The sequence below is a fragment of the Rhodovibrio sodomensis genome, from assembly GCF_016583645.1.
In the GTDB taxonomy this organism is placed as follows: Bacteria; Pseudomonadota; Alphaproteobacteria; order Kiloniellales; family Rhodovibrionaceae; genus Rhodovibrio; species Rhodovibrio sodomensis.
The window spans coordinates 15950-37637 of sequence record NZ_NRRL01000041.1; the positions used below are offsets into that span (position 1 = coordinate 15950).

Annotated in this window: 24 protein-coding genes; 6 read left to right on the top strand and 18 right to left on the bottom strand. The window is 65.8% G+C overall.

What is annotated here, in order from left to right; all coding sequences use genetic code 11:
- Positions 1 to 37: 37 nt before the first annotated feature.
- A complete protein-coding gene (locus CKO28_RS14555; RefSeq protein WP_200341524.1) occupies positions 38 to 679 on the bottom strand; it encodes a hypothetical protein in 642 nt (213 codons plus the stop codon).
- A gap of 153 nt (positions 680 to 832) precedes the next feature.
- Here CKO28_RS14555 and CKO28_RS14560 point away from each other — a divergent pair, with 153 nt between their 5' ends.
- Positions 833 to 1117, top strand: a complete 285-nt coding sequence (locus CKO28_RS14560; RefSeq protein ID WP_200341525.1) for a hypothetical protein — start codon at positions 833 to 835, stop codon at positions 1115 to 1117.
- Positions 1118 to 1127: 10 nt separating this feature from the next.
- On the opposite strand, the gene CKO28_RS14565 is transcribed toward CKO28_RS14560, so the two are convergent.
- A complete protein-coding gene (locus CKO28_RS14565) occupies positions 1128 to 2372 on the bottom strand; it encodes a helix-turn-helix domain-containing protein (protein WP_200341526.1) in 1245 nt (414 codons plus the stop codon).
- A gap of 423 nt (positions 2373 to 2795) precedes the next feature.
- Between CKO28_RS14565 and CKO28_RS14570 the strand changes: the two genes are divergently transcribed.
- A complete protein-coding gene (locus tag CKO28_RS14570; RefSeq protein ID WP_200341527.1) occupies positions 2796 to 2993 on the top strand; it encodes a hypothetical protein in 198 nt (65 codons plus the stop codon).
- 37 nt (positions 2994 to 3030) lie between these two features.
- Positions 3031 to 4275, top strand: a complete 1245-nt coding sequence (locus CKO28_RS14575) for a site-specific integrase (RefSeq protein WP_200341528.1) — start codon at positions 3031 to 3033, stop codon at positions 4273 to 4275.
- A gap of 16 nt (positions 4276 to 4291) precedes the next feature.
- On the opposite strand, the gene CKO28_RS14580 is transcribed toward CKO28_RS14575, so the two are convergent.
- Together CKO28_RS14580 and CKO28_RS14585 are read right to left on the bottom strand one after the other, a co-directional pair.
- Complete coding sequence (locus CKO28_RS14580) at positions 4292 to 4702, bottom strand: hypothetical protein (protein ID WP_200341529.1); 411 nt, start codon at positions 4700 to 4702, stop codon at positions 4292 to 4294.
- A gap of 13 nt (positions 4703 to 4715) precedes the next feature.
- Positions 4716 to 5087, bottom strand: coding sequence for a hypothetical protein (locus CKO28_RS14585; protein WP_200341530.1), 372 nt, complete (start codon positions 5085 to 5087; stop codon positions 4716 to 4718).
- Positions 5088 to 5195: 108 nt separating this feature from the next.
- Between CKO28_RS14585 and CKO28_RS14590 the strand changes: the two genes are divergently transcribed.
- Complete coding sequence (locus CKO28_RS14590; protein WP_200341531.1) at positions 5196 to 5729, top strand: hypothetical protein; 534 nt, start codon at positions 5196 to 5198, stop codon at positions 5727 to 5729.
- A gap of 308 nt (positions 5730 to 6037) precedes the next feature.
- Here CKO28_RS14590 and CKO28_RS14595 read toward each other — a convergent pair whose 3' ends face one another.
- From CKO28_RS14595 to CKO28_RS14655, 13 genes are all read right to left on the bottom strand, one after another.
- Positions 6038 to 6643 carry a hypothetical protein gene (locus tag CKO28_RS14595; RefSeq protein ID WP_200341532.1) on the bottom strand — a complete coding sequence of 202 codons (606 nt, stop codon included), beginning with the start codon at positions 6641 to 6643 and terminating at the stop codon, positions 6038 to 6040.
- Positions 6644 to 6698: 55 nt separating this feature from the next.
- Entirely contained in the window at positions 6699 to 6914 is a 216-nt protein-coding gene (locus CKO28_RS14600; protein WP_200341533.1) for a hypothetical protein, read from the bottom strand.
- Positions 6915 to 7078: 164 nt separating this feature from the next.
- Complete coding sequence (locus CKO28_RS14605) at positions 7079 to 9472, bottom strand: DotA/TraY family protein (protein WP_200341534.1); 2394 nt, start codon at positions 9470 to 9472, stop codon at positions 7079 to 7081.
- A gap of 188 nt (positions 9473 to 9660) precedes the next feature.
- Positions 9661 to 10224: a BRCT domain-containing protein gene (locus tag CKO28_RS14610; RefSeq protein ID WP_200341535.1), complete on the bottom strand. Its 564-nt coding sequence runs from the start codon at positions 10222 to 10224 to the stop codon at positions 9661 to 9663.
- Positions 10225 to 10302: 78 nt separating this feature from the next.
- Entirely contained in the window at positions 10303 to 10764 is a 462-nt protein-coding gene (locus tag CKO28_RS14615) for a hypothetical protein (protein WP_200341536.1), read from the bottom strand.
- Positions 10765 to 10803: 39 nt separating this feature from the next.
- Entirely contained in the window at positions 10804 to 13140 is a 2337-nt protein-coding gene (locus CKO28_RS14620) for an ATP-dependent helicase (protein WP_200341537.1), read from the bottom strand.
- Positions 13127 to 13693: a hypothetical protein gene (locus CKO28_RS14625; protein WP_200341538.1), complete on the bottom strand. Its 567-nt coding sequence runs from the start codon at positions 13691 to 13693 to the stop codon at positions 13127 to 13129. The genes CKO28_RS14620 and CKO28_RS14625 overlap by 14 nt, the downstream gene beginning before the upstream one ends.
- Positions 13694 to 13797: 104 nt before the next feature.
- Positions 13798 to 14586, bottom strand: coding sequence for a metallophosphoesterase (locus CKO28_RS14630; RefSeq protein WP_200341539.1), 789 nt, complete (start codon positions 14584 to 14586; stop codon positions 13798 to 13800).
- A 14-nt stretch (positions 14587 to 14600) separates the two neighbouring features.
- Positions 14601 to 15077: a DUF4262 domain-containing protein gene (locus tag CKO28_RS14635; protein WP_200341540.1), complete on the bottom strand. Its 477-nt coding sequence runs from the start codon at positions 15075 to 15077 to the stop codon at positions 14601 to 14603.
- A 61-nt stretch (positions 15078 to 15138) separates the two neighbouring features.
- Entirely contained in the window at positions 15139 to 15978 is an 840-nt protein-coding gene (locus CKO28_RS14640; RefSeq protein WP_200341541.1) for a hypothetical protein, read from the bottom strand.
- A 65-nt stretch (positions 15979 to 16043) separates the two neighbouring features.
- Entirely contained in the window at positions 16044 to 16961 is a 918-nt protein-coding gene (locus tag CKO28_RS14645) for a hypothetical protein (RefSeq protein WP_200341542.1), read from the bottom strand.
- A gap of 141 nt (positions 16962 to 17102) precedes the next feature.
- Positions 17103 to 18605, bottom strand: a complete 1503-nt coding sequence (locus CKO28_RS14650) for a hypothetical protein (protein WP_200341543.1) — start codon at positions 18603 to 18605, stop codon at positions 17103 to 17105.
- Between the two features lie 75 nt (positions 18606 to 18680).
- Positions 18681 to 19343 carry a hypothetical protein gene (locus CKO28_RS14655; RefSeq protein WP_200341544.1) on the bottom strand — a complete coding sequence of 221 codons (663 nt, stop codon included), beginning with the start codon at positions 19341 to 19343 and terminating at the stop codon, positions 18681 to 18683.
- Between the two features lie 152 nt (positions 19344 to 19495).
- Between CKO28_RS14655 and CKO28_RS14660 the strand changes: the two genes are divergently transcribed.
- Both CKO28_RS14660 and CKO28_RS14665 read left to right on the top strand, forming a co-directional pair.
- Entirely contained in the window at positions 19496 to 20890 is a 1395-nt protein-coding gene (locus CKO28_RS14660) for a hypothetical protein (RefSeq protein WP_200341545.1), read from the top strand.
- Positions 20891 to 20959: 69 nt separating this feature from the next.
- A complete protein-coding gene (locus CKO28_RS14665; protein WP_200341546.1) occupies positions 20960 to 21298 on the top strand; it encodes a hypothetical protein in 339 nt (112 codons plus the stop codon).
- A 92-nt stretch (positions 21299 to 21390) separates the two neighbouring features.
- Here CKO28_RS14665 and CKO28_RS28075 read toward each other — a convergent pair.
- The coding region (locus CKO28_RS28075) for a hypothetical protein (protein ID WP_207168830.1) at positions 21391 to 21688 on the bottom strand (298 nt) is incomplete at its 5' end.

Here is a 21688-nt window from a genome sequence, read left to right on the forward strand (position 1 = left end):
TTCTGGAGGTGACTTCCGACGGCGGATTGGCCGTCGATCAGTCGACCAGATCCAAAACCGACTCTTCCAGACGCCCGTTCGGGACACAGGTCGTCTGATCTTCGTAGTTGGGGTTCGGAAAAGCGGCACGGCCGCCGGTGTCGAACTTGATCGTGTCGCTGAAAGAGCGCGACTGGCCCTGGGTGTTGCGGATTGTTCCAGACTTCGTCACCACATAGCGGGTGTTCGCGGTGACCCGTGTCTTGGCGTCGCTAACGGCCTCCAAGATCACGTTCATGCGCCCTTCGAGTTCCATCCGTCGATCTACGAAATACAAGGTTCCGCCCTGCATGATCTCGTAGCTCTTTTGCGGGGTCGTGGCCGGAAAACGGTAGTTTCGCTCGCCCCGTGCGTTCTTCACGTACGAGTGGATCTGGCCGCAATCCACGAAGCGGCCCGGATCGCCGCTGTAGCTGACGTTGATGAGCCCGGAGTCGCGATCGAGGTTGTTGATGACGTAGAAGTTCTTGCTCAGTCTCGGGACGAGACGGTCCCAGACTTCGCCTTTCGGGTCGTCCACGACCACGGAGTTGTCGGCGTTGCCGGGGGCGGACGGCATCGTGTATTCCACTTTCCCCGCGCAGGCAGTGAGCGCGAGAGCGAACAGGCAATTTGCGGCGATGGCGGCGGTTAAACGCATTCGGAACCCCATGTATAATAGACGTTTCAATCCTCACGGTTGATCGCATCTCATGGTCGAATAGGCAACGGGTGACTCGCGGCGCCCGTCGCAGGAGCGCGCGCATTCGGCTCGGCGTCGCGACGCGGAAACTCGGTTAAGCGAAAGGTGGATATGGGCTGGAGGAACGCCTACTGCGGCGGCCGTAAAGGCGGGTCCAACAGCGGTCCCGCAGGCAAGACGGAGACCGACGAACTCCACGAGACGATCGGGGTCGTGATCGCCTCGTTCATCGTCGGCGCCTTTTTCTGGGTCGGGGCCGGGTGGATGTACGGTTTGCCCGTGCCCGTTCTGGTCATCGCGTTCGTCGTGTTGCGTTCCCGAGCGCGCAAGAAGGTCGAGGCGGATCGAGCCCAGGGCGTCGACGTCGACAGGGGCCTGCCGCTGCGCGAGCGTTGAACGCTTCCGGTCACGCGCCTTCCCCGCCTTCGAGCACGGCTTTCGCCCGCCCCAGAACTTCGTCGAGCGCCGCCATCGCGTCGCGCAGCTCGCGGTCGTCGTCCGCGTTGTCGCGCCGACGGGGCAGGGGGGTCGGCTTGATCGGCTCGCCCGCCTTGTCGCCGGCGTGGGCCGCGTAGGTCGCTAGGTCCGGTGACTCGTCGCGGTCGCCCCTCAGGTCGGCGTCGCGGATCCACCAAGGCACGTAGATGCGGTAGTGCCGGTGGCCGGTCGCCTCCCGGACCAGGCCGGTCTTCTCCAGCTTCGCCAGCATCTGCCGGACGGCCTGCTCCGAAAGGCGGTCGCCTCCGCGGGCGGCGAGTTCCTTGCGAAGCTGGCTCGCCGACAGGCTCTCGCAACGGAGCAAGGCGTCGCAGGCGAGGGGCAGGCGTGCCGTCCTCTTGCGCGTCTCCTCCCGCGCGGCCTCGGCCATACGGCGGCGGGCCTCCACGATCAGGCTTAGGTCGCCCGTCGCCATGCCGCACGCGCGCCGGACGGCGTCCGCGAACGCCTTGGCCCATTCTGTCGGGTCCATCCTCGGCTTCCACCGGGCTGGCTGGTTCTCGAAGGCCCGCGACACGAAGACTTTGGGCGCGTTGCCGGCGGCGCGCCGCGACAGCACGCAAGGCGCCATCGCCCGTGCGGAACGTCCGACGTCGTGGGGGACTGGCGGGTCAGAATGCCAGACGGCGCAGTAGGCCGCGGCCACGGCCACGGCGGGCTGTCCCTCCGCGAAGGCGGTTTCGGCTTCCTCGCGGAGGGCGTCCAAAGCCCCCGAAACGTCGGACTCGTGGACCCGCTTGTCGATCTCCGCTCCCTGACCCGGCTCATAGAGGACTTCCGGGCCCTTGTGCAGCCCGGACGCAAGGAACGGCCTGCCGCCCGGAAGCTTCCCGTTCTCGGCGCTGTGCAGCTTCCTGAGGCGCTTGGCGAAATCGACGCCCTCGATGTCGGCGTCGGTCGCCCGGGAGTGATGGCGACCGCTCTCCACCAGGCGAAGCCGGACGCGGGACGTGTGCTCGCCGTCGATCCGCAGCGCGGACACGGCCTCGTCCAGCAGCGCGCGCGTCTCCCAGGCTTCGCGCACGCAGTCCGGCGCGTGCCCCAAAGTGGCGTCGAGCCGCCCCAAAGCGCGCTCGGCGGCGCAGACCTCTGGCAAAGCCTCGCGCCAGTCCACGCGATCGAGCCACTCGGCGATCCGCTGCTGTCCCTCCATCGGCCGCTCTCTCCCGGCCCGTTCCCGGCCTTCGGACGCACTCGTATCGGACGCTCGGAAAACTCCGAACGCCAGCCAGCCCAGGGTACCGCGACCTCTGTCCGAAAGCAAACCGCCCACACGCTTGGGTCGTACCGGACAGTTCGGAAGGCCATTGCTGGAGACCGCTCACGCTTACGATAAGTGGCATTATCGTAACCTTGTAAAATGCCGGGGCAGGGGGCATGCTCACGGGAGGGCGCGGCCTCTGAGAGGGCTTCCGGAGCGCGCTGGCGGCGGCCGCTATCCCGTTGCGGATCGGGCGCGTCCAAAAAATCGACGCGGGGACGTTTCGTATGCGTAACGAATGCGCCATATTGTGGGGTGACGTCAGTTGGTCGCGGCGCGAGAACGCGCGCGTGGCCGGAGGACCGCACAATGGGCATGCAAGCGATGAAGGCGGCGGCGATCGGGGAGCGCGGGCGCCTGGCCGACCTGCACGCCGTCGTGGCGGCGGAAGACCTCACCGAGGCGCAGAAGGCGTCGTGGCTCCGCCTGTACGAGATCGGCGTCGACGTCCCCTTCAACCCGTTGGAGTTGATGGGCGCGGAAGTCGTGAAGCCAGACCCGATACCCTGGTGACCTGCGACGTCGCGCCCCGAGTTTCAGGAGGCGCGGCATGAGCGACCTGACCCCCGACAAGGCAGTGGCCGTCGAGCCGGACGCGGACGACGTCGAGATCGAGCTCGTCGCCGCGGGCGTGCTGTCCCAGACGAAGGACGCGGACGGGCGCGGCTCGAACACGCCCGCTATCGCGCGGCTCGATCCAGGGGCCAAGCGAACGCTCTACGATCTGAAGCGCGCCGGGACGCCGGCGAACACGCTGCGCGCCCTCGCCTCCGACCTGCGCTACCTGAACGCCTGGCACCGCGCCTGCGGGCATGGCGACCTGCCCGTGCCGACGCCGCCGGAAACGGTGCTGACCTTCGTGGCCCACCATCTTTACGATCCCGACCTGCGGGACGGCGACGACTACGGAATGCCGCCCGAGGTAGAGCGGCGGCTGCGCGAGTCCGGCGTGAAGGCCAAAGACGGGCCTGTCGCCCCGTCCACGGTCAACCGGAGACTGGCGACCCTGGGGCGCGTCCACCGGGAGTACGATCTCGAAGACCCGACCCGAGGGTCCGGCGTGCGGGAGCACGTCAAACAGGCCCTGAAGGGCGGCAACCGGAGCAAGACGTCGCGCCGGAAATCCGAGACGGCCGCCACTTCGGACGTGATCCTGCCGATGCTTAGGGGCTGCGAAGAGGAGGTCGAAGGCGTCGACGTCACGGCCAAGGATCGGCTGCGCGCGCGGCGCGACAGGGCGCTGCTGTCCTACATGTGGGCCTCGGGAGGCCGGCGTCGGTCGGAGGCCGAGGCTCTGACGTGCGATTGCCTGCACGCGGCTCCGGGCGGCTTCACGGTCGAACTGCGCGAGACCAAAACGATCAAAAGCGACGGCGTGAAAGCCGCGTCGGAGTTCGTGCCGCTGCTTGGCGAGGCCGCGACGGCGATGCGGTCGTGGCTCGCCGCCGCGGAGATGGACGCCGGGGATCCCGTGAAGGTCTTCCGCGCGATCGACCGCTTCGGGCGCGTGCGCGGCGGCCTGACCGGGCACTCCATCAACGCGATCGTCAAAGAGCGCGCCGCGAGGGCCGGCGTTGACCCCGACCGCATCTCCGCTCACGGCCTGCGGGCGGGTTTCGCGACGGAAAGCCTGAGGCGCGGCACTTCGATCGCCGACACGATGGCGATGACCACCCACCGAGACGTGCGTTCCCTGCAAGCCTACTGGAAAGGCCACGAGGCGTTGAAGAACCCTGCGGCCACGTTGCTCGACGCCGCTGGAGAAGAGGGGGCTGAGACGTCCGGACAAAACTGAACAAGGCGCGCGCCGTTCAGCGGTCCACGCGGGCGAAACAGGCCCCGACGGCCTCGGCGAAGTCTCCGCTCGCCTTGGAGAGCATAGCGAAGGCGCGGCTCTCATACTGGCGCGCGTGCTCGTTCCAGACCGTCGCGAACTCGTCCGCGAGCCAGTCGTAATCGATCACGTGGAGCACGGCGAGGGCCAGGGCTTTCTCGCCGGTCGACCACACGCCCATGCCTCGGCGGATGTGGTTCACCCAGGCTTCCTGGTTGGCGTGCTTGTCGTCGGCGCCGCCGAAGTTGTCGCGCGCGTGGAAGGCGTCGGAGACGAACTCCGACCAAGTCTCGTCGCGCGTGAAGTCCGAGTGGTCGTAGTTGAACATCACGCGCAGTACCCACTTGCCGGGTGCGCTGGTGACGAAATCGCCGCACGTACGGATCATTCCCGCCTCCGCTTCAGGTTCGGTTTCGCGCTTCACGCAGGCGCTCGTCTTCGCACGACTGGCACAGGGTCCGATAGAGGCCGCCGTCCGTCCGGAACTCGCCTTCGCCTCCGCACGCCTCGCAGACCTCCGTGCTGAGGTCGGCCAGCTTTCGCGAGACGTGTTGCAGGTACCGCGAGCCGTTGTGGTAGATGCGAAGCTCGCCCAGCTTCTCTTTGATCTGCAAGACCTTCAACCCGTCCAGTTCGCCGGCGGCCTTGGCCTCGTCGAGGAACTGGCGCAGCAGACGCTCCCAGCCGGGGTAGCACGACAGCCCCGGCAAGCTGACGCCGTACTCCCGTTGAAGTTCTTCGCGCAGTTGCTTCGGGTCGTCGGATACGGACATCGTCTGGCTCCCACCATCCGGTTGGCTTTCGCCTTTGCGAGAACGCTTGCGCGATATAATCTACGCATACGAAGCGACGTCAATGTCCCATTCAAGGGAGCCGACGCCATGGCGATCATCTGGCCGCCGGACCTGACGCCGCTCGCCTTCGTCGACCTCGAAGCGAGCGGGTTGGGGCCTTGCAGCTACGCGATCGAGATCGGCTGGGCCTTGGTCGGACCCGATCTGTCCGTCACGAGCGACTCGCGCTTGATCCGTCCCGACGAATACCTGAAGCGGTACGGGCAGTGGGAGCCGGAGGCGGAGCGCGTTCACGGCATCGAGTGGGCGACCCTAGAGCGTGAAGGCGTCGACCGGGCCGCGGCGGTCACGGCGTATTTGGATGCTGTGGACGGAGCGAAGATGGTCCTCTCGGACGCGCCGGCTACGGACGCGCAGTGGATCTCGGAGCTTTTGGAGTGCCTGCCAGCGCCGCGCGCGACGCCTGGGCTGCGCCATGTCTCCGAGGTGTTCTCCGCGGACGTCGTCGGCCCATCGGGGGCGTGGCACTACGACAGCGTGGCGCGCGGGGCGGCCAAGGCCCATCGCGCGGAAGCTGACGCCCGCTACTGGGCGGAGCGATGGGTCGCTGCGATACCCTGAAGGAGGCAAGGCATCGCGTGACGTCTATTTGGAAGGGCTTACTTTCTGCTGTTCAAGTCCGCGACGGCTCTGGCGTGTTCGGCTTCTTTCAAGGCCGTGCGGCGGAAGTCGGTCGCGGATGCGGGACGGCTGTGGCTACGATATCGGGCCGACAGCGCGCTCTCCCAGACGCGCGCGCCGACGGCCAAAAGAGCGCAGCCCACGAGGAGCGAAAGCACGGCGTAAACGAAAGCGAAGGTCATAAGGCGGGGCTGCGCGTTTTTAGGTGGGGCGCTGGCGAACGTCGGCGTTAGAGGTTGGCTCTGGCGTCAGTAGCAGGCCCGAAACTTCGGAACCCAGAGCTTCGGACGACTCAAGTAGTCCTTGAGCGTTATGAACCGGGCCGTGCGGAAGAGGTAGTTCTGCCGGCCGAACTGGAGCGCCTTCAGGAACCCGACCGCTGCCATGGACAAAGACAGGAAGAGATACCCGCTCCAGTCATAGGCGAACAGCGTGAACGCACCCCACACGGTGAGGGAGAATGCGAGCAAGACCGCGATCGCGGTGTTCTTCGTCGCATGTCGAAGCTGCGCCTTGTTCGAGTAGCCAGCCGCCCGGGCGTGCCGGAGGAAGCGTTGCCTGCTCTCCGGGAGTTTGGCTTCTTTCTCGGTAAGCTCAGTCGCGTTCAGGAGCGCGTCGAACTCAGGGTCGCTGAGCGAAATCGAACTCCTGAACGCGCTGTAGTCGTCACGCAGGTATCCGCCGACGCGCTTCGCATCGTTCCAGAGCATCTGGCCGCTCCAGATGACCGGACGGACCATGCTGCCGAGGACGAAGACGGGGAAGAAAGCCTTGCTTGCCACGCTGTCGGCTTTGCTCCCCCTCTTCTCCGGCCCGTCGCTGCTGGGCGTCTGATCTTCGGTTTGCTCGGCCATGATGACCTCCGTGAACGTCGGCGAGGCCGACACGCGAAAAACGCGGATTGGACCGCTACTTCAGTTCGTTGTTCTCCGCGTGCTTGCGGGCCAGCCACGAGCCGACGACGCCCGTGTACGCGATGGAGAAAACGGCGACGACAACCACGGTGACGTTGGCCTCGGCTTCGCCCGCGATGAGCCCGATGGGCAGGAAGATCGCGGGGATTGCCGCCAGGAACACGGTGCCGACCGCGAACGCGTAGACCAGGAACTCGATGAAACCCTTCATCAGGATTCTCCTTTGCGATTGACTTCAATGCGCTGCGCGCAGCGTACCATATAAATAACACGCGACGTACCGGATGTCAAGCCGGGCAAACAGTTCTGGGACAAAAAAATGGGGCGGCCGCGTGGACCGCCCCATAAGATACGTTATTCGGCCACAGTGCCGTTTTAGGCGTTCGGATCGCCGCCCGGCGTCGGGTCTACGCGTTTGCCGGTTTGTCCAGCTTTGTTGCTGTTGTGGTTTGCCATATGGCCGCTCATCGCATTCTTCTTGTCCGCGGCTCCGCCGATGTTGTTGGAGCTCTTGCCGACGAAACCGATCACAGCGGTGCTGGACTTCTCGGCGTCTTGGTTCTCGCCGAGTGCCTCGCCCTGGGAACCCCACCAACTGGCCGCGCGGTCCGGAAGTTCGGTGATGAACTTCAGTGAACGCATCAGTAGCTGGTATTGGAGGTAAACCATCATCAGCAAGCTGACGAGGAACCCGACAACTCCGAGTATGGCGCCTCCCGGCATGCCGTCGTCGCTCATCGTCCACGCGAGCTGGAAAGTCTCGATGAGGTAGTACGTCATCAAGGCCAAGAGGAGATACGAGCCCCACAGGCCCAAGACGATGAACGTCGGCCGCATCAGCAAGTTCATCAGTCGGATGTAGCCCGCGCTCTGCGGGTTGTTTATCAGTTCCTCGCCGTCGAGCCGGACGTGCCTGAACATCCACACTGGCGACGCCACGATCGCCTCGACCACGAACAGCAGCCATCCGAAAACCGCGAAACTGAAGTAGATGTAGAAGAGCATCGGAACGACGAACGAGAAGAGGATCCCGACCGTGAACAGGCCGCCGATCAGGAACCAGACAAACGGCAGCACGACCAAGATGACGCCGACGCCGCCTACCGCTGCGCCGAACAGTGACGATCCCTTCATCGCAAGCGCCGTAGTCGCCGCGAAAACCGAAAGAGCGACGCTAAGGGTGCTGTTCCCGAAAGTCGTGAAGAACTCGATTGGCCGCTTCCAATCGCTGGGTCCGATGGTGAGAAACGCGCCGGTCACAGTTTCATGTTGCTCTGCCATGAACTCCTTGAAGCCGTCCCACGCGTCGTTCACGCTCTCGGTCTTGGCCTCGTCGGCGCCCCGGCTTGCTTCAGTGAACGTGTCCCACTCGACAGACTCGGAGTTTTCGCGCTTGCGGGCACGCTCTTGTGTCGCGGCCCAAAGCTCGCTCACTTCGTTCACGTCCGAGCGGACCTCGTCCGCGATCAGACGGTTCACGTCCGCTTCGAGGACTCGTCCGCTAACGGACGCGGGCATCTCCGCGACCGCGAAATGGGACATCCGAGACATGTCGGCGTACTGACGGGAAATCGCGCCCGCCTTGATCCAACTGAAGCCTGGGTCCGCGAGGATTTCGCGATGCTCTCTCGTCGCCTCTCGGACGACGTCAGTGCCGACGTCGACCATTTGGCGTTGCCACATCGCGACGCCTTCTTCGATCCGGTTTTCGAGCACGTCCAACGCGCCGGTGCTTTGCACCTTGCCGGACGATCCCCAGACGATAGACTGCGGGATTTCCGAAGCTCTCACTTTAGAGATGATGCGTTCGACCAGCCGAACCCTCTCCGTGTCCAGCCGACGGCGACCCGGGCTGTCCTTCTTGGAGGCGATCGGCACAACGATCTGTCCGCACGCGTTGCCCCAATCGAAGACGGCCTTTTCCATGTCGTCCTCGATCTTTTTGGGGCCCGTGTAAGCTGGCGGGACTTGCGGAAGCATCGCGGTGGACCCCGCATAGTGCGGGTTGCCCTCGTAGACGTCGCTGATGGATCGCGCGTCTCCTTTTGCGAGAAGCCGACGGCGGAGCCTCTCGCCCTCGGTTTCCTCTGCGGGCTCTTCGCTTTCGCTTTCGCAGAAAGTGTACATGCCGGCGAGCGGACTGCCGCATATTTTGGCTTTCTCGCCTTCGTCGAGGTCGGAAAGGCTGTCGCCGGAGACATATTTACGGGCCTCCACGCGAACGGAAGCGCGATCGTCAAGAATCGACGATCCGTAGCTCCAGTAGCAAGTCTCCATCTGGACGACGTCGTTGATGAGATCGCTCACGCCGGACGCTTCAGGTTTCGCGACAGCCGGAGCTTCGAGGGCGTACCATTGCGTGATTTGCTGGTTCACGCCGCTCGCCACGCCGGACCCCAAAAGCGTGAGGAGGCCGACAAGGAAATGGATCGCGCTGATCGGAGTGGCGCCGGGGCCAACGCCGAACGGAACCAGCATACCGAGGCCGAAGACGGCCCGGATAGGCGCCCACATCGTGTGCCATCTCTGCCCGAGCACCTTGCCGTCATGGGCTGAGTTCAGGATGCCCATCAGTATCTGCCATACCAAGAACATCATGGCGAGCGAGAACAGGAACCCGGTCGCGTACGCCAGACCTTCGTAGATCGGCCTGAGCACGAAGTCGGATTTTTCCGCGTAGAACGGAAAGAGATTTTCGAGAAACCACCGAGCGATAGTCCCGTCGCTGGTCCAATCTTCGAGTAGCGCTCGATTGACCGCGTCAGACATGTCTGTGCCGCCTATCCCGCGGCGCGCGGGAACCCACTTCAAAACGGCCGCAGCCCGCAGCCGTACCGGCTCCGGAAGCGTCGGGGCCGGTCGTGCAAGAAACCAGCGCGAGCGGAAAAGTCGCCGCGCAAGACCCTCAGTCGCGTGATTGTATCATCACACGCGACATTTATCAATCTGGCCGGCGGTTAACCCCACATGTTCGGTTGGATCGCGGCGTCCGTACCCGGAGACAGATGCGCGAAAGCGACCAGGTCGAGCCGTGGCGGCCGGGCGATGTGACCGGAGGCGTGGAGCACCTCCAGAAGGGCGGGCACCGGAACGCCGCGTCGGGCCATCCGGCCGATCTCTCTTACGGTCCCAAGGTCGCGGGCCGAATAACGGCCGGACGCGTCCGGCTCTATGACGCCCGCCCCGCGCAGGCATTCGATCCAACTTCGCCTGACGCCGGACAGGACGGCCAGCCAGAAAGCGTCGAGGAAGCACGCGCGCGAGGGCGCGCGGAAGCCGACGGCGGCCTTGAACTCTTCGTCCGTGACGATGCGGAGGCCGCGCTGGGCCGCCTTGGAGAGCTTCAAGGACGGCGATCCGTCAGGCAGGACCGGCCAAGGGCGCGAGCCACAGACCAGAAGCATGGTGTCGCGCCGCACGCTCGGATGGAACGTGCCTCCGGCTTCGCGGACGAGCCTGGCGGCTTCCGATCTCGGGACTCCCGGGACGCCTCCCGTGAACGCGACATTGCACGCGAGCATCTGGCACCTGCCGAACCTGTGGTGGCGTCGGCAGGCTACCAGACTCCGATTCGCGACGCGAACGGAAGGTGAAAAGCGTCAGACCGGGCCGTTGCAGCCGTGGCCTCCGCCGTCGCGTTCCACGTCGGGATCGCCGTCGTCTTCCGACTTCCTTCGACGGCGCCGGCGCTGCGCTTCCAGGCGCCACATCGCCTTACGGACCTCGCGGTCTTCTGCGGCTGTCAGGATCGCCCCGCTCTCGAAGGCGTGCAGCCGTTCCTCGGAGAGCCGACAGACCTCCGCGACGTCCGAGATGTCGACGCCCTGGGACAGGCGATAGCAGACGAGATGGACCGGAGAGACCATGCCCATAAGTTCACGGTAAACGGCTTCCGCGTTGGCCTGGACGTCGAAGTCGTCGGCGATGTCGTGGCCGCAGTGGGCGCACGTGCGCACGGGCTGGTCCACGCGGATCGACTTCCCGCTCACGCCGCGGATGTGATGGACTACGCGGTCTCCGATCTCTTCGCCGTGGCACTTGGGGCATGTCTGAAACGACATGTTCGCTCTCCTGTCGAATGACTTCTATTTTGGCGGTCGCTATCGCGAGCCGATTTCTTTCAACGCCTCGAAGGGCGTCTTGCCGGTCGCCACCCAGGCCGCCGGCGACTTCCCGGCCAACGGCCCCGACCTGATCGGCGCGCGCAGGTCGGCGTCCGTCAGGCCCCGTTTGCCGGCCTGCTGGCGGAGCATCTCGATGCGCCGCTTGACCGACTTGGGTCCGCCCTGAAGGCGCGTCATCACGAGCGCGAGCGTCCCTTCCGGGCAGTCGACGTCGTCCAGATGCACGCCCCAGTGTCCCAAGATAGCCTTCGCGACTTCCGGCGCTCCGCGATGGACGGACTTGGCGAGGTCCGCGACGTCGCCGTGCTTGAGGTAAAGCCCCGCGAGCCGGTCCACTTCGCGGTCGCTGAACTTCTCGCCCGATCTCGAAGAGCCGGTCGAGGATCCCGGCTGGGGTTGCCGCCGCGCCTCCGCCTTCGACTTCCGGCTTTCGCCCGGGCCGAAAGCGCGCTCCATCTTTTCGTTGAACACCTCCTTGGCGTTCTTCGGCGGCTCCGGCGGCGCGGTTTCCCACGGCTTCCCGTCGGGTTTCCCGCGCCAATCGATGGTGGCGTCGCTCGAACCGGATAGGGCTTCCCACAAGAACGGGCTGGGGCCGCCCGGCGTCTCGTCGCGGAGTTCCGACCAGGACATGCAGAGAACCTTGCGCGCCCGCGTCATTGCGACATAGGCGATGCGGCGTTCCTCCTCCGGGTCTTCCGCGAGCTTGTGGGGCATCAGGTTCTGCTCGAAGCCCGCGATGAAAACCGTGTCCCATTCCAGACCCTTCGACGAATGCGCGGTCGACAGCGCCACCGCAGAGCGGTTGCCGCCGAATCGTTTCGCCGCGGTGGATCGCTCGATCTCCTCTTCCAGGGCCTCGATCGACCCCAGCTCCGCTGCGACGCCGCGCGCGATGCCGGTGTTCCGCCGCCACCGCTCACGCACGCCCTCGTCCTTGTTCGTCAGGCTCTCCGCGGCGACGAGCTTCGCCGCCCGTTGGCACTGCGTGGCGAAGTCCGCCTTCTCTTGCCGGAGCTCGTCCGCGAGCTGGCCGTACTTCCGCTGCCGTGCGGCGCTGCCGAAGGCATGGGTCCGGTCCGGATGCCGCTCGTCTGCTGTCACGCGCAGGACGCCGACGAAGGCGCGCACTTCGGGCGTCGACCAGAAGTCTTGGATGCCCCGCAAGTCCACGGGGATCTTCTTGTCGCGGAAGCGCATCTGGAGGCGGCTGCCGACGTGGCCGACGCGGCACAGCACGCCGATCGAGGACGGGTCGTCACCGCGCTCGATCAGTTTCTCGACGCATTCGACGATCCATCGCGCTTCGGCCTCGGCCGTCTCGAACTCGGCGCACACGACCTTCGCCCCGCCGCTCCGGTTCGGGCGGAGCGGCTTCGAGAAGCGCTTCCGGTTCGCCCCGATGAGCTGGAGCGAAGGGTGCAGGATCGCGGGCGTCGACCGGTAGTTCTCGACGAGCTTGTGTACCGTGGTGTCCGGGTGCCGCTTCGGGAAGTTGAGGATGAAGCGCACGTCCGACGCCCGAAACCCGTACAGGGTCTGGTCGTCGTCGCCGACCGCCCAGATGTTCGGGTTGGCCGCCATCAAGAGATCGAGGAAGGCGACCTGAGCGGGGTTCACGTCTTGGAACTCGTCGACCAAGAGATAGTCGTAGCGCCGGGACACCTCCTTGGCGATCTCCGGGTTGTCGCGCAGGGTGAAGACGACGTGGTTGAGCAGGTCCCCGAAATCGGCGGCGTTCCGGTCTTGGAGAGCCTTTTGGTAGCGACGGTACGCGGCGGCCGCGCGGAAGCGCCAGTCGTTCGCCCCGATCTTGCCGTCCTTGAGGCGTTTTTCGGCGTCCTTCCGGAAACTGTCCGGCGTCAGGAGGCTGTCTTTGGCGACGGAGATGATCTCCGTGATCTCCCCGCCGTCGTCGGCGTCCCACCAAATGCGCTCTTCCGCCAGAAGGCGCGCCTGGTCCCTGTCGGCGTAGATGTCGAAGTCCCGGGTCAAGCCCGCGTGCGACGCGAACTCGCGCAGCAGGCGACCCGAGAGCGAGTGGAATGTGCCGACGGACAGGTCGCGCTTGCCGACGCCCGAAAGGTACGGGGACAGGCGTTCGACCATCTCGTCCGCCGCTTTTTTCGTGAACGTAACGCACAAGACACGCTTCGGGTCGACGCCGCGCTGGATCAGGATCGCGAACCGCGAGACGAGCGTTTTCGTCTTGCCGGTGCCCGGACCCGCGAGCACGAGATGAGGGCCGCCCCCAGCTACGGCGGCGGCCCTCTGCGCTTCGTTGAGTTCCGCTGCCGGATCATTCTTGGGCATGCGTCTCTTTCGCCTTGTTGAGCGCCTCGTGGAGCGCGTAGCTGCCGACGACTACGATGCCCGCCAGGCCGACGTAGTTGGCGATCTGTGAGCCGGCGAAATCGCCGATGAGGGCGACCGTAACGCTCGCGATCGCGAGGGCGGAGAACTTCGGATTTCTGAGGATGTCGCCGCCGAACTCGCGGCAGAAGTCCCTCAGCAACCGGTATCCGCCAACAGCGAAGGAGCCGGCCCCGAGCGTGAAAGCGGCCAGGAAACCGCCGCTGACCAGAATGGCGGACAGGACCCCGAGGAACGTAGTGAGGTGCCCGTCGGCTTCGGACGCGCCTCCCAGCATTTCGGCGACGACGGCCAAGCCGGTCGGCGTCATCGCGCTCGCGTAGCCGAACAGGAGCGCGCCGCCCATGGTCAGAACGCCATTCGCGAGGAAGCGTCGCGTTGAATCTCGCTTGGCGTCCCGTGGCTGGGAGGCGTCGGAACTTTCAGTCGTCTCCTCGATCGCGCCTTCGACTTCGGGAGCTTCCTGGGCGTCTTCGTTTCGCGGTTCGGTCATCAGAGGTTCCTTTGAGGCGGCGCGCCTCCACGGACTGCAATGCAATGTCGCATATGAAGTATATCACAAACGACACGATTTTCCAAGCCGACTGCCTCGCAGGGTCAGACCTCCACGACCATCGGAGAGAGGCGACCCCAGTTCGGGTTCTCGTGCAGGTACTTTTCCTGTTTCGAGACGACCCGCGTCCCGCCCAAGCGGAAATCGTGGTCGTAGTGCGTGTGCCCGGTGACCCAGAGGTCGGGGGCCAGGACCTCGACCTCCCCTTCCAGCGCGGACACGAAGGCCGGAGCGTTCTCGCCGCAGCGGTACTTCTCGGGCTGGCAGAGGTTCGACACGCCGTGGTGCGTGACGACCGCCGTGGCGTCCCAAGGGCCGCTCTCGTCGGCGCGCGCCCGAAGCCACGCGAGGCTCTCCTTGTGCGCGTCGATGGCGTGGTACGGCGTGAAAGATCGGCCTCGCTCGGAGATCAGGCGGAAGTCGTTGATCCGCATCCTCGCGATGATCTTCGCTTCCGGCTCGAACCTGGGGCCGTGAAGCATGAAATCGGTCCAGAGCGTGCAGCCCAGGAACCGGACGACCCTGCCGTCAGCCCCCTCGATCCGGCACTCTTCGTTTTCCAGGAAGCGGACGTTGTCGGTCTCTGCGGCCGCTGCCCGCAGCGCCTCGATCGTCTCGATCCTGTCGCGCTTGTAGGGCTCGTGGTTGCCGCCGACGTACACGATCGGAATGCCCGGATGCTTCTCGGCCGCCCATTCGAGACCGCGCGTCCCCAGGTCGACGTCGCCGGCGAGCACGAGCACGTCGGCGACGCCGACGTCGATCTCCCGCTCCGCCAGCAGGGCGTCCGGCACTTGTTCGAGGTGAAGGTCGCTCAAGATCGCGAGTTTCATCGTCTCAGCTCCCATCAGTGGGCGCGAGGGGTCAACAAGGGCTGGGAGGAGTCCGGGCCTGGATCGAAGCCTTCGTCCCAGGGATAGCGCCCTCGCGTGTCGGGCCAGATCGCCTGCAAGCCAGAAAACTGGCCGCCGTTGTACCAATCCGCCACCGGCATCCAAATCCGCGCCTGGTCGTCCGCCATGTCGAGGAGGACCAAGTCGCCCGCGCTGGCTGGCAGATACCCCGTCAGCTTCTCGCCGACCGAGGGCGCGCCTTCGGCGCGGATGTCGGCCACGAGCGCGTCCAGTACCCGCTCTCCGGCCTTCAGGTCCATCCCGGCCACGAGGATCTCGGGCGACCCGTAAGTGGCCGTGAGGCCGACCGTATGCACGACGCCGGGCGTCGACTTCCGGCCGCCGCCTTGGATAAGGATAGACGTCCAGCCTTTCTTCTCGACTTCCTTTTTGATGATCGTTTTCGCGCCGGTCTCGTATTGCACTTTCATCGCCATAGCCTCGGATGGCCGGACGCGCCGGCTGTTGTGGGGGCCGCAGCGGGGAGGCCGCTCAGAAGCGCCCGAAGAACATCCTGACCCTGTGGCCGTGAGACGGGGTCGCGTCCGGCGCGTCCGGGAACACGTCCAAGCCCGCGCCCTCATGCGGCGGGAACGGCACGCCCAGATGGAGAGGGACCGCGTGGATGGTCTCCACGCCCAGGGTTTTGGCGCTCGCGTCCGGCGACCGCATCGCGGGGATCACGAGCGGGGCGCCCGGATCGACGGCGCGGACGCCGAGATGGCGCTCGGGCGACACGAAGAAAGCGCGGCCCGGCCCCGCCCGCTCTGCGTGGCTCTCGAACAGCTTGGCTTCGGTCTCGGCGATCAGGCGTTCGACGTCCTCGCTCCAAATCGGCCCGAACTCGCCCTCGAAGGTGCAGCCGGTCAGGCTCGCGCCCATCGATTGAAGCGCGAAAACGTTGCCCATCGCGTCCATGTGCCACGCGACGTCGTCGGAAACGCGCTCGCGCAGCTCCCGACTGTGCGATGCTTCCGGCCCCTCGGGCGAAGGCGCGCGGGTTTCGAGGACGTGACCGCTCGCGACGTCCTTGAACGCTGTCCCGAAAACACGGGCGTCCCAGTGCAAACCGCGGCGGATGGCATCGACAAGCTCGTCTCGGGTAGCCGTCGCCGCGCGCGCGACCTCCCCCACGACCTGGCCGGCGTCGTCCGCGTCGATCCTGATGAAATCGACGGCTCGCCCATCGGGACCGGCGACACGCAGCGGCCCGGTCGGCAGACCGCCGGACGCCGCGAGCGCCCCCACCACGTCGCGCATCGTGTCGCCCTGCGCTTCGAGCGCCCCTTGGCCTTCAGTACGCCAAGCGCCTGCGGCCGCGGCGCGGCGCACGTCGTGTCCGGATCTGTCCGGCATCGTTCCCCTGTGTTACTGACCGGAAATGGCGCGTGACGGACTCAGAGGTCCATCACGACGGTGTTGTGATGCAGGTTGCGCGTGTTGCTGGGCGTTCGCGTGTAGCCGTCGGAAAACGCGTCGAGATCGATCGCGTCGACCACCAGTGGGGTTTCGGACGCGACTCGCACGTGGTTCGCCTTCGCGCCGAACTGGTCCGGGACGATCACAACCCTGAGACCTTCGCCGCGAAGATCGTAGTCGCCGCCGAAGCCGCGGATGTCGCCGTCTTCACCCAGAGCGCGCGCGAAGGCGACGTTCCGGGCGCAGTCGGCGATGTCGGCGGCAGTGCCGTCGCCGTGCGGGTCGGCGCAGAGACGTTCGACGCGCTCCCTGACGCGCTCTTTCCGGGATGCGGTCGCGGCCACGTTGAGCGCGACGGCGATACCGACGACAAGCGCTCCACCCCCGAACGCTTCGAGCGATTGCGCGATGTCGGCCCCTTGCGAGACCTCCCAGACCAGCAGGGCGGCGTAGGTGGCGAGTCCTACGGCCACAGTGCCGGTGAAGCTCGAAAACAGCCCGGCGCGGACGCCCGGGGTTCCGATCTCTTCGATGGCCCGTTGCCGCGCGCAATCGCGAAAAGCCTTGGCTTCGTCGGCGGGGGTTTGCGCCTCGCCCGCGCGCATCGCGCGGCGGACTTCCGAAGCGGTCGCCAAACGCGCCCATTCGACCTCGCCCTGGAGCCTGCCGTCCTGCGCGCGGCGCAGTTCGCGGAACTTCACCGCACGACCGTCGCGGGACGCCAACTTGACCCCTTTCAGGGCTTCCCCTCGCCGCAAACGAGAACCGCACATCCGTTCCGCGGCGTGGCCCAAGGAGCCTTGCGCCGTCTGAATATCTGTAAGAGCGGCGTTATCGATCTCTCGGATTTGCCAAACGACGCCGGAACCGTCTCCGGCCGATTTCGCTTCGGACATCTCTGACTCCTGACTGCAATGCGTGCAATATATACCTTATACGATACCGTGTCAACATGAAGGGTTCCGAGATCGGACGAGAAAGGGCGGGAGCCCGCGAAAAGCTCCCGCCCGTCGTACCGTCACCGCGGAAGGTAGGCGTCAGATATCCATGCCGACCGCGCGGCTCTTGGCGACCGGTTCGCTATCCGGCTCCGGCTCGCGCGACGGCTCTTTCCTCTCCGGCGCGTACAGGTTGCCGATCGAGGTCGGATCGACGTTGAAGGCGCCGGGCACGACTTCGTTGGCCCGATCGTTGACCTGGAGGTTCTGCTCGTGTCGCGCCTCAGGGTTCGGTTCGATGTCTTCGTTCATCGGGAAGTCCAGCCCGGAACGCTCGAACGCCGCCCGGGCATTCTCCGCTTCCGCCCTCAGTTGATGGACGACCGCCGAGTTGGCGTCGAAGGGGATGCGAGACCCGTGCGCCTCGAAGGCTTCGCGCTTTTCCGGCGCGTAGTTGTGCGCCTTGCCGTGTTCGATTTCCCCGAACCCTCTCGACGTCAGCGGCAGATCGGCCTCTTGAACGTGCATTTCGCCGATTTTCGGAGAGACGTTTTGGCCGTGGCGGGCGAACATCTCCTTCCCCTGCCTCGCCAGATCGCTCGCGATCGCCGCTGCTTTCGGGTAGTCGGCCAGGATGCGGCCGCCCCAGTCTTCGCGGCTGAAGGGCGTCGTCGTCACCTCGGGCGCGTCGGTTCCGAGTTGTTTCGCGCTGACGCCAGAGGCCGCCTTGTGGCCGTTGACGGTGAAGCCGACGAGGCGCCAGTTGGTCTCCGGATCCGGGACCGTCGCCGCATTGACGGAAACGGCGCCCGCTCCGCCCGCGCTGAAAACCTCGATCGGCGTTTCTTGGATCGGGACGTTGCGGGGTTGGACTTCCGGAGCGTGCGCTTGAGGGGTCGGAATGTCGTGGTCGGACCAGCCCGGATAGGACAACGGCAGGCAGGGCGCTCCGCTCTCCGTGTGCCAATGCGACTGCCGCATCCAGCCCATCACGTGGTAATCGACCGTCTTCTCGCTGTCGCCGACCGCGAACTCCGTGTCCCGCTGCGCTTCGGCGATGGCGCTCTTCAACGCTACCCGCGCGGGAGACGACCAGACTTCCCGGACCTTGCCCGCTTCTTTCGCCCGAGCGCCGTCTCGGGCTGTCGCCAGAGCTGAAAGGGCGAGTTCCGGGTCGCTGGGGTGGCGTTGGCCTTTCCGGCCCATCGGAACGCCTCCGGGATAGTCGAGCACGGCCCGCTTCGGGTCGACGCCCGTGGCCGTGGGGTACGCGTCCCGGTACTTCGCGGCAGCGCTGTCGGGATCGACGCGCGCCTCGATCTCGTTCGACACGGTGAACTGCTTCAGGAACTCTCGGCCTTCTTGGGCCTCGATGTGGCGGACATGCCGTTCGCCGTCTCCGTCGGTCGTATGCATCCACCACGTGCCGAAACCGGACTTCAGGTCCGGCCCGCCGAGGGAGTCCACGCGTTCAAGGGAGGTCGCCGACACGGGGGACGGGGAACCGGTCTCCACCGCAATCTCCGGTCTCTGCCATTCCGGGAGGACTTCGAACGTGAGTCGGGTGTGACCCTGAACCGACCCGGGATACTCGTCAGCCATGCGCCTTCTCCTGCAAAACGGACCGCTATACGCGTAATATATATCATCCAAACGGCTTCGCCAAGTCGGCGCCGTTCATTCCCCGCGAGCGCGCAGCGCTGCGTTCCCCGCGGCAGACAGGACGATCACGGCCGCGAACAGGGCGGCCAGGACGGGCGCGCCGCCGATCGCCTCCAGCGCTCCTTCGAAGTCAGGCGAAACGCCCCACCCCTCGGCGAACGCCTTCGCCGACGCGACCGCGCAGAACGCGAAGAAGGCGTCCTTGAACGACCACGCCAGGTGGTCGGCGAAGTCAGGACTCCTGTGCGCGCCGACAGCCGACCATTGGCGTCGGCGCTTGTCCCGTGCCGCGCGCCTGGCGCTCATCAGCGAGTGGAAAACGACGAAAACGGCCAAGCCGCCGACGGCGACTTGCCAGGCGTGCTCGGCGGGCGCCGGGAAGAAGTCACCGATACCAGGGAGCCGGGTTCCGGTCGCCTTCTCGAAGCCGGTCGCGAACCCGGTTGCGACGAGCAGCGCGAGCGGCACGAAGACGAGGTCTCCGATCAAAGTCGCAACCGCCGTGCCGACGACGGCCACAAGGGCTAGAGTCGCGATCCAACCGAAAGCCGACTGGAAAAGCGCGAGGCCGAGAGTGAGTCCGACGATCGCGACGGCGGCGAGCGCGCCGGAGGCGACGCCGAGGGCGCTCGCGGTGGAAGCGGAAAGCAGGATCCGGATCCGTTCGATCCACTGCATGGATGTCTCCTCACTCACTGAAAAAGCGTTTCCACGATATGGCCCCGCCTGTCGGGGCGCAACAGTGCGACAAGGTCGAGGTCGGAACTCAATCTGGTGGACGCGGAGGACACGGCGGAATACAAGGGCCCTCGGGGAGGATTGGAACGTGCATGCCAGCCGCCAAGCGACGATCAACGGCCGAATACCCCTCTGAACTCTCGGGAAATTGCGTCGACGTCGACCGGTCCGTCCCCGACGCCGCCGGCGCCCACTACCCTTCCGGAGCGGGATTTTCGGAGAGAGGCCGCGTCGTTCCGGACGAGGTGGCTCCGGCCTTGCGCGAGTACGCCGAGGTCAGCCGCCGCGCCGTCGCGGAGCGGATACGCCGTCAGGTGGCGGCCAGCCTCCGCAACGCCGATCGCGTCGTGATGGAGCGCGAGTCCGTCCCCATGCTTGTCGGATCTTTCGACAAGGACGAGGGCGTGGCGTTTCAAGTCGTCCGCGGCGAGCGCGCCGGCATGTCCGCGAAGATGGACGCGCTCGCCGTCCCCTGCCCCGTGTCCGGCCTCGACAGGGACGAGCTTGCGCTGGAAGCGGGGCGCTCGATCGCCAAGGCCGTTTCGTCCGTTGATGGCGCCCTCGAAGCGCTCGCCGCGGCCTCGCCTGAATGGCGACGCAAAGCGGTCGCGGACGCTCGCCGGAAGTTGTCGAAGAAACGCGAGGCGCCAGGATGGCTGGCGGACGTCGTCGAGGCGTTCACGTCGTTCGCCGTCCGCTCGGCGCAGGCACCCACCGAGCGGGAAGTCGAGGTTCGGCGCCGCTTCCTTCTCGGGTATCGCCGCAGCGGAACGTTCCAGGATTTCTTCGCCGCGTCCGAGAAGGGCGCCAGCGGCAGAAGCGACACCGCGATACCGGACATCAGCCAGGGCGACGATCAAAACGGGCAGGTACGCGGCAGTGCCGTGCCGCGTGTGACTCGCGACCAGAAAAGCAGGTCCATTGGAACCGCAGTTGGAACCGCAGAAGCGGCGCGGGCAATCCCGGTTTGGAAAGACGGTCGCTTGCTGCCTTTGGCCGACGGCACGCCGTTCACGAACTCCGCGGTTTCCAGACGGCCTCCGTGGACGGACTCGCAAGGCCAGGTGTTCCTTCCGGCGCCGCGCCGACCGGACGACGGGCCGTTCTCGATGGCGTTCACGGTGCCGACAGTCGCTTCAGAGCTGCCGGCGTACCCCGTGAAGGACGGCCTGATGCCGTACGTCGTCGACTTCGAGGGCTTGCCCGCCGCAAGGCTGGAAAAGGCGCCCGTGTCGCCTTACGGGACGACCTTCGACTTCGACCCGAGGGAAGACCTGCCTGTGGACGCGGAAGCGACGCTGTTCCGTGAAGTTTTCGGCGAACTGACCGGACAAGAGCCAGCGGAGGGGGATACGGAGATCGAGGGCGTCGTGACGGCTCCGGCCGATCTCTGGAAGGCGCTCGCCCATCTCGTCGAAGCGATTTTCGCGGGCCGGGCCTCGGCGGCCGCCACCGCGCGCTTGAAGCGGGCGGCGAAAGCCGCGTGACGCCGTTGCGGCTGGCGCGATGAAGCCCTATCTTTGCGGAGAGTTTTCAGTCAGTCGAAAGGGAAAGCGATGGACAGCCAGAAGGCCGCCGTCGGCGTCGGATCGGTGATGGGCCTCAGCTTCGGAGGCATTTCCGTATACGCCCTCTCGAACCTCCAAACGATCGCGAGCGAAGGTCTGGCGCAGGCGGGTTTTTTCTCCGCGGCCTTTCTCGTCGAGGCTCTCGAAGCGATCGAGGACTTCATCAAGCACGCTGTGCTTTCTTATGTCGTGAGCGAGGACGTCGCAGCGTGGATCCTGACGGGCCTGGAATGGATGTTGGTCGCCGCAGCTTCCTGGAAAATCGCGCGTTGGACCTTCGCGCTCGGGACCCGGGCCTCGGCGATGGCGTTCGGCGTCGAGGACTGAGGGGCGGGCCACTTCCAAAACATCGGCTTCGATGAAAAAAGGGCGGGACCGAAAGGCCCCGCCCTCTCAGTTTCAGCCGCTGAGAGCGTCGGTCAGTCGAAGCTCACGGCTCCGTCCGCCCCTTCGAGGTTGGAGGCGTTGTTGGAGTCTCCCTCGACTTTATGAACGAACTCGTCATACACGCGCCGGATTGTGCTCTCGCCAGGTTCCCGGACCATCAGCGTCCATTTGACGCCGTTGCCCTTGATCATGCCGCTACTGTAAGCGATGGGATGGACGCCCCCTCCGGCGGCATCGGTGTGCCAGAATGGGTGCACTGAAAAACGCCATTCAAGGAGGAGGCATCCATGGCGAAGGTTACCATGATCGGGCTGGACTTGGCGAAGAATA